The sequence below is a fragment of the Xanthomonas sp. NCPPB 1132 genome (assembly GCF_056629235.1).
In genome coordinates, this window is the sequence record NZ_CM152819.1 from 1,876,822 (window position 1) to 1,888,497 (window position 11,676).

13 protein-coding genes are annotated in these 11,676 nt (G+C 69.9%); 8 read left to right on the forward strand and 5 right to left on the reverse strand.

The genetic code is table 11. From position 1 onward, the window contains the following. The first annotated feature begins 86 nt into the window (after positions 1-86). The 3 genes from AC1G9L_RS07920 to hda are packed head-to-tail and all read left to right on the forward strand — an operon-like array spanning position 87 to position 3,072. On the forward strand, positions 87-1,190 hold the full coding sequence (locus AC1G9L_RS07920; RefSeq protein ID WP_010344088.1) for a DUF2066 domain-containing protein: 1,104 nt from the start codon (positions 87-89) through the stop codon (positions 1,188-1,190). Beyond that, on the forward strand, positions 1,187-2,356 hold the full coding sequence (locus tag AC1G9L_RS07925; RefSeq protein ID WP_019802122.1) for an AI-2E family transporter: 1,170 nt from the start codon (positions 1,187-1,189) through the stop codon (positions 2,354-2,356). The genes AC1G9L_RS07920 and AC1G9L_RS07925 overlap by 4 nt, the downstream gene beginning before the upstream one ends. After that, positions 2,353-3,072: a DnaA regulatory inactivator Hda gene (gene hda, locus AC1G9L_RS07930; protein ID WP_481070627.1), complete on the forward strand. Its 720-nt coding sequence runs from the start codon at positions 2,353-2,355 to the stop codon at positions 3,070-3,072. Before AC1G9L_RS07925 ends, hda begins: the two co-directional genes overlap by 4 nt. A 149-nt stretch (positions 3,073-3,221) precedes the next feature. On the opposite strand, the gene murU is transcribed toward hda, so the two are convergent. The 4 genes from murU to AC1G9L_RS07950 form a co-directional block, all read right to left on the reverse strand. Continuing rightward, positions 3,222-3,962 (reverse strand): N-acetylmuramate alpha-1-phosphate uridylyltransferase MurU, encoded by a 741-nt coding sequence (gene murU / locus AC1G9L_RS07935; RefSeq protein WP_019801690.1) that lies wholly within the window; start codon positions 3,960-3,962, stop codon positions 3,222-3,224. Then, the gene (locus AC1G9L_RS07940) at positions 3,959-4,987 is read right to left on the reverse strand and encodes an aminoglycoside phosphotransferase family protein (protein ID WP_481070628.1); all 1,029 of its coding nucleotides are present in this window, start codon (positions 4,985-4,987) and stop codon (positions 3,959-3,961) included. Before AC1G9L_RS07940 ends, murU begins: the two co-directional genes overlap by 4 nt. A 73-nt stretch (positions 4,988-5,060) precedes the next feature. Further along, on the reverse strand, positions 5,061-5,330 hold the full coding sequence (locus AC1G9L_RS07945; RefSeq protein WP_010344083.1) for a GlsB/YeaQ/YmgE family stress response membrane protein: 270 nt from the start codon (positions 5,328-5,330) through the stop codon (positions 5,061-5,063). A 276-nt stretch (positions 5,331-5,606) separates the two neighbouring features. Then, positions 5,607-7,097 (reverse strand): M20/M25/M40 family metallo-hydrolase, encoded by a 1,491-nt coding sequence (locus tag AC1G9L_RS07950; protein ID WP_019801688.1) that lies wholly within the window; start codon positions 7,095-7,097, stop codon positions 5,607-5,609. A 204-nt stretch (positions 7,098-7,301) separates the two neighbouring features. Here AC1G9L_RS07950 and AC1G9L_RS07955 point away from each other — a divergent pair, with 204 nt between their 5' ends. The 5 genes from AC1G9L_RS07955 to xopAW all read left to right on the forward strand — a co-directional run bounded on the left by AC1G9L_RS07955 (position 7,302) and on the right by xopAW (position 10,397). After that, on the forward strand, positions 7,302-7,634 hold the full coding sequence (locus AC1G9L_RS07955; protein WP_010344081.1) for a ComEA family DNA-binding protein: 333 nt from the start codon (positions 7,302-7,304) through the stop codon (positions 7,632-7,634). Positions 7,635-7,872: 238 nt separating this feature from the next. After that, complete coding sequence (locus AC1G9L_RS07960; RefSeq protein WP_010344080.1) at positions 7,873-8,481, forward strand: HutD/Ves family protein; 609 nt, start codon at positions 7,873-7,875, stop codon at positions 8,479-8,481. Between the two features lie 117 nt (positions 8,482-8,598). After that, positions 8,599-8,997, forward strand: a complete 399-nt coding sequence (locus tag AC1G9L_RS07965) for a response regulator transcription factor (protein WP_481070629.1) — start codon at positions 8,599-8,601, stop codon at positions 8,995-8,997. Between the two features lie 75 nt (positions 8,998-9,072). Then, positions 9,073-9,306 carry a winged helix-turn-helix domain-containing protein gene (locus AC1G9L_RS07970; protein ID WP_481070630.1) on the forward strand — a complete coding sequence of 78 codons (234 nt, stop codon included), beginning with the start codon at positions 9,073-9,075 and terminating at the stop codon, positions 9,304-9,306. Positions 9,307-9,638: 332 nt separating this feature from the next. Next, positions 9,639-10,397: a XopAW family type III secretion system calcium-binding effector gene (xopAW, locus tag AC1G9L_RS07975; protein WP_019801686.1), complete on the forward strand. Its 759-nt coding sequence runs from the start codon at positions 9,639-9,641 to the stop codon at positions 10,395-10,397. 297 nt (positions 10,398-10,694) lie between these two features. Here xopAW and AC1G9L_RS07980 read toward each other — a convergent pair whose 3' ends face one another. Continuing rightward, positions 10,695-11,669 carry an FAD:protein FMN transferase gene (locus AC1G9L_RS07980; RefSeq protein WP_481070631.1) on the reverse strand — a complete coding sequence of 325 codons (975 nt, stop codon included), beginning with the start codon at positions 11,667-11,669 and terminating at the stop codon, positions 10,695-10,697. Positions 11,670-11,676: the final 7 nt, after the last annotated feature.

Genomic DNA, 11,676 nt, shown 5'->3' on the forward strand with positions numbered 1-11,676 from the left:
AGGCGGCGATTTTAACAGGCCGCATTGGCGCTAGGCCCGCATTCGGGCAACAATTCGCCCCGGATACGTCGAGTACTGGACCCTTCATGCGCCGCAGCCTTGCCTTCCTCCTGTCTTTCGCGCTGTGCCTGCCTGCCGTGAGCGCCCTGGCCCAGGCCGAGCTGCGCACCGAGGGCGACGTGGCCGGCGCCACCGGCCCCTACGACGCCGAAGTGCCGGTCAACAGCCAGAGCGAGGCCGACCGCAACGGCGCCCTGTCCCGCGCGCTCGGCGTGGTGCTGGGCAAGATCTCCGGCGACAAGGGCGTGATGTCGCGGCCCGGGGTGACCCAGGCGCTGCGCAACGCCAAGAATCTGGTCGACACCTTCGACTACCGCCAGGACCAGGGCACCTCGCCGAGCGGCGCGCCCACCTTCCGCACCATCCTGGTGGCGCGCTTCCGCCCGCAGGACGTGGACGGCCTGGCCGCGGCGCTGGGGCTGCCGGTGTGGCCGCAGCCGCGGCCCAAGCCGGTGGTGTGGCTGGCCATCGACGACGGCAGCGGCCCGCGCCTGGTGGGCGTGCAGCAGTCCAACGCCGCGCGCAGCCTGCTCGACCGGGCGATCGAGCGCGGCTTCCGCCTCGGCCTGCCCACCGGCAACGCCGCCGAGCAGGCCCTGGCCGGCGCGATCTGGCGCCAGGACACCGCCGCGGTGGCCAGCGCCTCGTCGCGCTACAGCCCGCCGATGCAACTGATCGGCAAGCTGTACCGCGGCAAGGCCGGCGGCTGGACCGCGGACTGGACCTTCGTCGATGGCGGCAAGGTGCTGTCGACCTGGTCGGCCAGCGACGCCGATGCCCGCCGCGCCATGGCCAGCGGCGCCGACGGTGCCGCCGACGCCCTGGTCAAGCGCTACGCCAAGGCGGTCAGCGCCGGCCCGGCCGGGATCTACCGGGTGGTGATCACCGGCATCCGCAGCGCCGACGACTACCTGCGCGCCTCCGCCGCGCTGCAGAACGCCTCGGTGGTGCGGCGCATCGTGCCGATCCGCGCCGATGGCGATCGCCTGGAACTGGATCTGGACCTGCTCAGCGGCGTGTCCGGGCTGAACCGCATGCTCGGCCCGGACGCCGCGCTGCAGCCGGTGGTCGCGCCGGTCGAGGGTCCGGTGATCCTCAACAGCGAGCCGACGGAGTACCGCCTGAAATGACGTTGTCGCCCGAAGCCGAGATCGCGCTGTTCCTGCGCCGCCTGAAATGGACGGCGGTGATCGTCGGCGTGCTGTGGGTGATGTGGCTGCTGGCGCCGATCCTGACCCCGTTCGTGCTGGCGCTGCTGCTCGGCTGGCTCGGCGACCCGCTGGTGGACCGCCTGGAGCGCGCCGGGCGCTCGCGCAACATGGCGGTGACCCTGGTGTTCGTGCTGATGGTGCTGCTGCTGGTGCTGGCGCTGGTGATCCTGGTGCCGATGCTGGAGCGGCAGATCGTCACCTTCATCGACGTGCTGCCGCAGGCGCGCGACTGGTTCATCGGCACCGCGATCCCCTGGGCCGAACACAAGACTGGGCTGGAGCTGATGGGCTGGCTGGACCCGGAGCGGCTGATCGACTGGATCCGCGGGCACTGGCAGCAGGCCGGCGGCGTCGCCGCGACCTTCTTCGGCTACCTGTCGCGCTCGGGCTTCGCGATGGTGACCTGGGTGGTCAACCTGGTGCTGCTGCCGATCCTGACCTTCTACTTCCTGCGCGACTGGGACCTGCTGGTCGCGCGCGTGGCCGCCACCATTCCGCGCAACCACGTGGCCACCATCACCCGCCTGGCACTGCAGTCCAACGAGGTGCTGGGCGCATTCATCCGTGGCCAGTTCCTGGTGATGCTGGCGCTGGGCGTGATCTACGCCGGCGGCCTGACCCTGGTCGGGCTCAAGCTCGGCCTGTTGATCGGCATCGTCGCCGGCCTGATCAGCTTCATTCCCTACCTGGGGGCGACCACCGGCATCCTGCTGGCGGTGCTGGCCGCGCTGGTGCAGGCCAAGGGCTTCGATCTGCAGTTGCTGATCCTGGTCGGCGTGGTGTTCACCGTCGGCCAGTTGCTGGAAAGCTACGTGCTGACCCCGCGCATCGTCGGCGACAAGATCGGCCTGCATCCGGTGGCGGTGATCTTCGCGGTGATGGCCGGCGGCCAGTTGTTCGGCTTCCTCGGCATGCTGCTGGCGCTGCCGGTGGCGGCGGTGGCCAACGTGCTGCTGCACTACCTGCACGAGCAGTACCGGCAGAGCGATCTGTATGCTGGCGAGAAGTCGGCGATCCTGCTGGACACCGCCACCGAGCGCACCACCATCATCGAACTGCCGCCGCGCAGCCCCGACCAGCCGTGAGCGTGCCGCAACTGCCGCTGGCCCTGCGCTATCCGCCGGAGCAGCGCCTGGACCGCTATCTGGGCGCGCCGGACGGGCTGCTGACGCAGCTGCAGGCGGTCGCCGACGGCGCCGCCGACGACTGGGTGTACCTGTCCGGCCCCGCCGGCACCGGCAAGACCCACCTGGCCCTGGCGCTGTGCGCGGCCACCGAACAGGCCGGGCGCAGCGCCGCCTACCTGCCGCTGCAGGCCGCTGCCGGCCGCCTGCGCGATGCATTGGAAGCATTGGAGGGTCGCGATCTGGTCGCCCTCGACGGTCTGGAAGCGATCGCCGGGCAGCGCGAGGACGAGGTGGCGCTGTTCGATTTCCACAACCGTGCGCGCAGCGCCGGGGTGACCCTGCTGTACACCGCGCAGGCCATGCCCGATGGCCTGGCGCTCAGCCTGCCGGACCTGCGCTCGCGGCTGTCGCAGTGCACCCGCATCGCGCTGGCGCCGCTGGACGACGCCGGCCGCGCCGCGGTGCTGCGCGAGCGCGCCCAGCGCCGCGGTCTGGTGCTGGAGGATGCGGCGATCGACTGGCTGCTGACCCATGCCGGACGCGACCTGGCCGGCCTGATCGGCCTGCTGGAACGCCTGGACCGCGAATCGCTGGCGGCGCAGCGGCGGGTGACGGTGCCGTTTTTGCGGAGGGTGGGAATCGGGAATGGGGAATCGGGAATGGGGAAAAACTGAGATTCCCGCAACCGAAGCCGGACTGCGGCATTCGAGAAAAACCGCGCTTCGCGCCGCGTGACCGGGCACGGCGCCGCTGATGTTCCGGGTGTCGTGCTCGGAATCGAAGGGTTCTGGAGATGCCCGCTTGCCGCCGTGGCGCAGGCAACCTATGGGACCTCGGCTTTTCCCATTCCCGATTCCCGATTCCCCATTCCCAGCACCTCATCCAACTCCGCCAACCGCTGCGGTGTCCCCACGTCCGTCCAGCGTCCGTGGTGCCGCAGCCCATGGAGTTGCCCCTGGTCTGCATGCGCGCGCAGCAGCGGCACCACCGAGAAGCGGGGCGGCACGCCCGGCGCGGTCGGCGCCGGGGCGGCGATGGTCTGCCAGTCGCGCAGCAGGGCAGGGCGGTACATGCCGATGCCGGCGTAGGTGAGCAGCGGTTCGCCGGCGTTGTGCACGTGCCCGTCGTCCTGCAGGGCGAAATCGCCATGCGCGGCATAGGCCGGCGGATCCACCAGCACCAGTTGCGCCAGACCGGGCGGCTCAGGCGCCAGCCGGGCGAAATCGAAGTCGGTCCAGATGTCGCCGTTGACCAGCAGGAACGGCGCCTCGCCGAGCAGCGGCAGCGCGTGCAGCATGCCGCCGCCGGTTTCCAGCGGCGTGGCGCCTTCATAGGAATAGGCGATATGCAGCCCGAACGCGCTGCCGTCGCCGAGCGTCTGCGGGAACTGCTCGGCCAGCCAGGACGTGTTGATCACCACCTCGCGCACGCCCAGCGCGGCGAGCTTGCGCAGGTGCCAGACGATCAGCGGCGTGCCGCCCACCGCCAGCAGCGGCTTGGGCGTGTGCGCGGTCAGCGGCCGCATGCGCTCGCCGAGACCGGCGGCGAAGATCAGTGCCTTCATGCGCCAGCCGCCGCGCGCTGCGCCAGGGCCGGCTTGATCCGCGTCTGCAGCAGCTGCGCCAGCGGCTGCAAGGTGGAGTGCCGCGGCAACGCCTCGTCGAGGTAGGCGATGAAGCGCGGCACGTTGTCCAGGTACCAGGCCTTGCCGTCGCGATAGTTCAACCGCGCGAAGATGCCCAGGTTCTTCAGGTGGCGCTGGATGCCCATCCACTCGGCGTCACGCAGGAACTGCGCCAGCGGCGGCACCTGGATCCCGGCCTGCAGCGCGCGCGCGTGATAACCGGCCAGCCATGCGTCCACCTGCGCCAGCGGCCAGCTGACCGTGGTGTCCTTGAACAGGCTGACCGGGTCGTAGGCCACCGGCCCGACCACGCAGTCCTGGAAATCCAGCACCGCCGGGCCGTCGGCTGCCGGCATCAGGTTGCGCGGCATGAAGTCGCGATGCACCAGCACCTGCGGCTGCGCCAGCGCGTTGTCCATGAGCTGGCGCTGCACCCCGTGCAGGGCCGCGCGCTCGTCGGCCTCCAGGGTGATCCCCAGGTGGCGCTGCAGGAACCAGTCTTCGAACAGCCCGGCATCGCGTTGCAGCAGCGCCTCGCCGAACACGCCCAGTCCCGGTGGCGGCGCGATGGCCTGCAGCCGCAGCAACTGGCCGAGCGCCGCGTCGAAGTGCGCGTCCGCCGTGGTCGTGTCCAGGCGTTGTGCCAGGGTCGGTTGCCCCAGGTCTTCCAGCAGCAGGAAACCGGCCTCCGCGTCCTGCGCCAGGATTTCCGGCACCCGCACCGCGCCACCCTGCAGCAGGGCGTGCATGCGCAGCCACGGCCGCACGTCTTCCAGGTCTGGCGGCGAATCCATCACGATGCGGCTGATGCCGCGGCCGTGGCTGCGCCAGTAGCTGCGCTGGCCGGCGTCCACCGAGGCGCGCTCCAGCGTCGCCTGTGCATCGCCCAGCGCCGTACGCGCCCAGGCCAGGCGGTGCGCGGCGCGTGCCGCAAGGACATCGGGAACGGTGGGGCTGGCGCTCATCGGCAGGCTGTGGCGGAAACGAGCCGCACAGCGTAAACGGGCGCCGCCGCTGTGGCGAGCGGCGCCGCGTGCCTCAGCGTTTGCTGGAGAACAGCCGCAACAAGGCGAGCAGGGCGATGGCGCCGAGCAGCGCACCGAGGAAGCCCGCCGGCTCGCCGCGGCTGTACCAGCCCATGTAGTGGCCGAACCAGCCGGCCAGCAACGCGCCGGCGATGCCCAGCAACACGGTGAACAGGCAGCCGGAGCGCCCGCTGCTGGGGCCGAGGAAGCGCGCCAGCAGGCCGACCACGAAGCCCACCAGGATGATGTAGAGCCAGCTGTCGCTGCCGAACAGAGTGTGCATGGAGAGCGATCCGGACGCGGAAGGGAATCAGCATCGGATCGTGCCAGATCGACTGTGATGGCGTCGATGCTTGCGTGCGCCGCGCAGGCGGCACGCCCAAGGGGGCTGGCCGCTCGCCCTGTCCAATGGTCAACGCTAGGGAAGGACGTCGCGTTTAGACGACGCCTCTCCTGCAGAAAACCAGGGAAAATCAGGCACTCAGGAAACCGGCTCCGCCAATCCCGAATCCCGAATCCCCGCTTTTACACAGCCGAATGGCTGGTCATCCCGGCTCCATCAACAGCACCCATGCCCACCATGCTGCTCGCCGCCGGCGACCGCGGCGCTGCCGGTGGTCTCGCCGCGCAGGCTTGCGGCGTGGTGGGCCGCAATCACCCGCGACACGCAGGCGGTGACCCGCTTGCCCATCGGGATGTGCAGGAACTCGTTGGGGCCGTGTGCGTTGGAATGCGGGCCGAGCACGCCGGTGATCATGAACTGCGCGCCGGGGAACTTCTCGCCGAGCATGCCCATGAACGGGATCGAGCCGCCTTCGCCCATGTACATCGCCGGCTTGCCGAACGCGGCCTGCGAGGCCGATTCGATCGCATCGGTCAGCCAAGGCGACTGCGCCGGCGCGTTCCAGCCGGAGGAGGACTTCTCCAGCGCCAGCGACACCTCGGCGCCGTACGGCGGGTCGCGCAGCAGCACCTCCTTCAGCAGTTCGCCGGCGCGCTTGCCGTCCAGCGTCGGCGGCAGGCGCACCGACAGCTTCACTGCGGTCTCCGGGCGCAGCACGTTGCCGGCCGAGGCCAGCGGCGGCAGGCCGTCGGCACCGGTCACCGACAGCGCCGGGCGCCAGGTGCGGTTGAGCACCAGCTCGGACAGGTCCTCGTGCATCGGACGCATGCCGGGCAGGAACGGGAACTTGCTGTAGACCTCGTCGCCCAGCACCTCGGCGACCTTGCGCGCCTGCGCCAGCCGCTCCTCGGGGATGTCGGCGTACAGGCCGTCGACCTTGATCTTGCCGGTGGCTTCGTCCTCCAGCCGCGACAGCAGGTCGCGCAGCACGCGGAAGCTCGACGGCACCACGCCGGAGGCGTCGCCCGAGTGCACGCCTTCGCTGAGCACCTTGACGCTGAAGTTGCCGCCGGCCAGGCCGCGCAGCGAGGTCGTGCACCACAGTTGCTCGTAGTTGCCGCAGCCCGAATCCAGGCACACCACCAGCGAGGGCTTGCCGATCCGCGCCGCCAGGTGGTCGACGTAGGCGGGCAGGTCGTAGCTGCCCGATTCCTCGCAGGCCTCGATCAGCACCACGCAGCGCGCGTGCGGGATGCCCTGGTCCTGCAGCGCCTGGATCGCCGCCAGCGAACCGAACAGGGCGTAGCCGTCGTCGGCGCCGCCGCGACCGTACAGGCGGTCGCCCTTGAGCACCGGCGTCCACGGGCCGAGGTCGGCGTCCCAGCCGGTCATTTCCGGCTGCTTGTCCAGGTGCCCATACAGCAGCACGGTGTCCTCGCCGGTGGCATCGCTGCTGGCCGGCACCTCCAGGTAGATCAACGGCGTGCGGCCTTCCAGTTGCACCACCTCCACCTGCAGGCCGGGGATCGCCTGCGCCCGCGCCCAGCGCTCCATCAGCGCCACCGCATCGGCCATATAGCCGTGCGCGACCCAATCGGCGTCGAACATCGGCGATTTGTTGGGGATGCGGATGTAATCGACCAGTTGCGGGACGATGTCGTCATCCCACTTTTCGCTCAGGAAACGGTCGATATTGGCACTGTCCATGAAAAACTCCGGGGTGATTGCACACGTGTGCAGCCATTCTACGCCCCGGTGCCCGTGTAGGGTTTTTCCTACACGGCGACGCGCCGTTTACCTGCTGTTTGTGACGCGCTCCGACGATAGGCTGTACCCATGTGGCGAGCGATGCTGACCACGCCGGCAGGAAAGGCCGGCGAAGTCCCCATCCAAGTCACAAGGAGCGTTGCCATGCAGTCTTTTATCGTGGTCCTGAAGTCGCTGGTCGTTGCCCTGATGCTGTCCGGTTCCGCGCTCGCTGCGGACAAGGTCAACATCAACTCCGCTGGAGCGGAGGAAATCGACCAGGTGTTGGTGAACGTGGGAGCCGCCAAGGCTCAGGCGATCGTCGACTACCGGCAGGCGCACGGACCTTTCAAGAGCGCCGAGGAACTGGCACTGGTGAAGGGCATCGGACTCAAGACGGTCGAGCGGAACCGCGACCGGATCGATGTGGGCGCCACGAAGGCACCCGCGCCGACAGCCGCCAAGCAGGCAGCTGCCAAGCCGGTGGAAAGGCGTTAAAGGGATTTGCAACGAAAGGATAGGGCCGGCGCTGGATGCGCGGCCGCAGCCTCACTGAGCAGGACGCGAAGGGGGAAGGCAGGAAGCCGACAGGGAGGTACATCGTCGCCCGGCGTTGCACAGTGACGTGCAGCCGGGCGATGTTTTTTTGGGGCCATGGCGCGTCTTGCGTTGCCCCGCGTCCCCGCGGGCGGGCCGGGGAACCGGTGCCATCGCCGCGATCGGGCAGAATGTGCGGATGGATGGGTGCACGCTGTCTGCGCGGGTCATTCCCGCCAACGAGTATCGCCGCGAACGCTGGCGCAACGGCCTGGGCTGGACCCGGGAGATCCTGCGACTGCCGGCGGTCGGCGATGACTGGCTGCTGCGCCTGTCCATCGCCGAGATCGAGCAGGACGCCGCCTTTTCACCGTTTCCCGGGATCGATCGCGAACTGGTCCTGCTGCGTGGCAATGGCGTGCGCCTGCGCTTCGACGACGGCGAGGAGCAGGTGCTGCAGGACCCGTGCGCGCGCCTGCGCTTCGCCGGCGAGCGGCCGCTGCGCGGCGAGTTGCTGGATGGCCCGACCCACGATTTCAACCTCATGTGGCGACGCGACCGGCTGCGCACGCAACTGCTGCACCGGCCGCTGGTCGGGCCGATGCTGTTCTTCGCCGAACCCGGTGTCGCCTGGGCCGTTCATCTTCTGGCAGGGCAAGCGCAGTTCGATGCGGCCAGCGGACTGCCGCCATTGGCGGCCGGCGACAGTGCCTGGTTGGCCGCCGATGCCAGGCGCCGCTTCGCTTTGAGCGGGGGCGGGGAGTTGCTGGCGATGCGCATCGAGGCCTTGGCGACCCCCGCCGACTGAGCCTGCGACGCCGTGCGCGCGGGTCTTGCGGCGTCGGCGCCGACCGCGTCCAATGCGCGGACGCGGCCACCCGGGCCGAACAGCGGAAGCCGACAGGTGGTCTCGGATAACAGGTGGATGGCGAAAATTCTGGTGGCGGACGCGGACGCGGCCTTGCGCGACCGGATCCGCGGTTACCTGGCCTGTTTCAACCTGCAGACCCACGACGCCGACAGTGCGCCGCAGCTGCAGGCGCAACTGGCGGCCGGGCATTACGACGCCGTGGTGCTCGATGCCGGTCTCGACGGTGCGGAGGGCCTGCGCCTGTGCCGGCATCTGCGCGATCGCGGCGACATCGCCATCGTGATGATGGCCGATCGCGCCGAGCCGGTGGACCGGGTGATCGGGCTGGATCTGGGCGCTGACGACTTCCTGGTGCGGCCGCCCGACCTGCGCGAACTGGTGGCGCGGCTCAATGCGGTGTTGCGCCGGGTCCGTGCCACGCAGCCGCCGCCGGCGGCGCATGGCGGCTGGTAGGTCGATGCCGCGCGTCACCAGGCGGTGGCGCCGGACGGGCGGACGATTCCGCTGTCGCCCGGCGAACTGCGGTTGATGGCGGTCTTCCTCGAGCAGCCCGGCGAGGTGCTCACGCGCGAGACGCTGCGCACCGCACTGGGCGATGGCGAGGCCAGCGCCGCGGCGGGCAGCCGCGGCATCGATCTGCAGGTCTCGCGGTTGCGCCAGAAGCTCGGCGACGACCCGCTGGTGCCGCAATGGATCCGCACCGTGCGCGGCAAGGGGTATCTGTTCGAGCCGCATCAGGTGGGGGCGCCCGCCGTCCGCTGAGCGGGGCCGGCCTGGCCGCGTGCCCACAGCGGCGTGCCCGGTCCTGCCGGACCTGCGTTTTCCGCCCCGCAGCGTTGCTGCCTCACCGATGGGCGGCGTCGTCTGGCCCGGGCATGCGCCGGTGCGCGGGTGCCGCGCGACATCAGCCGCTGACACGCCCCCCGGCACGCTAGATGTCAATTCAGCGTGTGTTTCAGTTCTGATACAAAGCCGATATCTTGCTGACAACCCATGCCCCGACACTGCTGGCGTCGGGTTGATCCGTCGGAGCAGCCATGACCGCAGCGATCGCTGCATTCCACGACTGCACTTCATGACACTAGGGGGTTCGCATGATCAGCAGCATCAGCAGTGGCAGTTCGGCCTATGCTGCCAGCCGCTTCAGTACGGCCAGCAGTGCGTCCGCGCAAACGGCGCAAACGACGCAAACCGCGGAGCAGAATCCGCTGCAGAAGTTGTTCAAGAGCATCGACAGCGACAACGACGGCAGCCTCAGCAGTTCCGAGCTGAGCGCGGCGCTGAAGTCCAGCAAGAGCGACAGCAGTTCCAGCATCGACATCGATGGCCTGATGAGCATGCTGGACCAGGACGGTGGCGGTACCGTCAGCGAGAGCGAGTTTTCCCAGGCCCTCGCACCGCCGCCGCCGCCGCAGGGCGGTGCCGACAAGGACGCCAAGTCGATCCTGAGCAGCCTGGATACCGATGGCGACGGCGTCATCAGCAGCAAGGAACTGAGCGCCGCCGCCAATGGCAGCGACAGCAGCGATCTGTTCGCCAAGCTCGACAGCGACAAGGACGGCGGCATCAGCCTGCAGGAACTGAAGAGCGGCATGCGCCCGATGGGGCCGCCGCCGCCGCGGGGTGGCGAGGGCGGTGCCAGCGCCAGTGCCACTGACAGTACCAGCGGTGCCGATAGCAGCGCCGCCAGCAGTTCGAGTTCCAGTTCTGCCAGCAGTTCCGATTCCAGCTCCGCCTCCAGTACCAGCAGCGCGCAGGATGCCTACGCATTGCTGCTCAAGTTGGCGTCGGACCAGTATCGCAGCTACGGCAGCAACGCCAGCGCGTCGACCTCGTTCTCGGTCGCCGCGTAACCGCGACGGTCCGCCTTCGCGGCGGACCGTGGCCATCGGCGCGCGACGCGAGGCGGGAATCGCTGTCGAGCCTCCCGCTACATGCGCATCCGGCCGGCATGCGACGGCCCGACACGGTGCGCCGCCTGTGCTGTACCCGATGTCGCGCGATCACGCCTTCGAGCATCGCGCGGTGGAGGCGGGGCGCGATCGATGCGCTCGTGATGACACTGCAGACACTGGTGGCAGAAAACGGCGGCAGGCAACGGGCTGTCTACGCACTCGTGCCGAAGCGCGGCCATCGCGACCGGCGCACGCTCATGCGTCGAGCAACGTGGCGAAGGCGCTGCTGAGCCGTTCCTGCACGCCGTCGGCGTGGCGCAGCAGGAAGCGCACCGCCAGCCCCTCGCGCTCGGCGCAGGCCAGTCCGGCCTCGACCCCAAGCACGCCCAATGCCGTGGCCCAGGCATCGGCGCGCATCGCATCGGCAGCCGCCACCGTGACCGCGGCCAGCGTCGCGGCGATCGGGCGGCCGCTGCGCGGGTCCAGCATGTGTCCGTAGCGCCGGCCGTCCTGCTCGAAGTGGTGCCAGCGATCGCCGGACGTGGCCACCGCCAGGCCGTCGACCGCGAGCGCGCGTGGCGCCACGTCGCCACGTCGTTCCTCTGCAGGCGCAGCCTCGATCAGCACGCGCCACGCCTGTCCATCCGGCTTGCGACCGAAGCCGTAGAGGTCGCCGCCGACCTCGACCAATGCGCTCTCCACGCCATGCGCACGCAGTGCCGCCGCCGCCAGGTCGACACCGTAGCCCTTGGCGATCGCCGACAGATCCAACTGCAGCCCGCCCGGCTGCTGCCAGCGGCCAGCGCCGTCGACGTGCAGCCGGCGCCAGTCGCCGGCGGCGCGGGCCTGTTGCAGTGCCGCGACGCCGGGCACCCGTCGATCGCCGGCCTCGGCGCCGAACCCCCACAGGCCGACCACGGCGCCGATGGTGGGGTCGAAGGCGCCGTCGCTGCGCTGCGCCACCTCCAGCGCGCAGCGCAGCACCGTATCCAGCGCGGCCGGCAAGGCGTGCCAGCTGTCGGCGTCGGCACGGTTGTAGCGGACGAGATCAGACTGCGCGTCCCAGGTGCTCATCTGCGCGACGACCAGATCGAGCCGGGCCTGGATCGCGTCGCGCAGCACCGGCAGGTCATGCGCGCGCGGTGCGACCAGTCTGGCGCTCCAGTGCGTGCCCATGCTGCGGCCGTGCAGGGTGGCGATGCCGGCATTGGGGCGGGATGCGGCGGTCATGCGTCGA

Bases quoted from the DNA above. Each gene is read 5' to 3' on its own strand.
- AC1G9L_RS07920 (WP_010344088.1), top strand. From the start codon at position 87: ATGCGCCGCAGCCTTGCCTTCCTCCTGTCTTTCGCGCTGTGCCTGCCT.
- AC1G9L_RS07925 (WP_019802122.1), top strand. From the start codon at position 1,187: ATGACGTTGTCGCCCGAAGCCGAGATCGCGCTGTTCCTGCGCCGCCTG.
- murU (WP_019801690.1), bottom strand. From the start codon at position 3,962: ATGAAGGCACTGATCTTCGCCGCCGGTCTCGGCGAGCGCATGCGGCCG.
- AC1G9L_RS07940 (WP_481070628.1), bottom strand. From the start codon at position 4,987: ATGAGCGCCAGCCCCACCGTTCCCGATGTCCTTGCGGCACGCGCCGCG.
- AC1G9L_RS07945 (WP_010344083.1), bottom strand. From the start codon at position 5,330: ATGCACACTCTGTTCGGCAGCGACAGCTGGCTCTACATCATCCTGGTG.
- AC1G9L_RS07950 (WP_019801688.1), bottom strand. From the start codon at position 7,097: ATGGACAGTGCCAATATCGACCGTTTCCTGAGCGAAAAGTGGGATGAC.
- AC1G9L_RS07955 (WP_010344081.1), top strand. From the start codon at position 7,302: ATGCAGTCTTTTATCGTGGTCCTGAAGTCGCTGGTCGTTGCCCTGATG.
- AC1G9L_RS07960 (WP_010344080.1), top strand. From the start codon at position 7,873: ATGGATGGGTGCACGCTGTCTGCGCGGGTCATTCCCGCCAACGAGTAT.
- AC1G9L_RS07965 (WP_481070629.1), top strand. From the start codon at position 8,599: ATGGCGAAAATTCTGGTGGCGGACGCGGACGCGGCCTTGCGCGACCGG.
- AC1G9L_RS07970 (WP_481070630.1), top strand. From the start codon at position 9,073: ATGGCGGTCTTCCTCGAGCAGCCCGGCGAGGTGCTCACGCGCGAGACG.
- xopAW (WP_019801686.1), top strand. From the start codon at position 9,639: ATGATCAGCAGCATCAGCAGTGGCAGTTCGGCCTATGCTGCCAGCCGC.
- AC1G9L_RS07980 (WP_481070631.1), bottom strand. From the start codon at position 11,669: ATGACCGCCGCATCCCGCCCCAATGCCGGCATCGCCACCCTGCACGGC.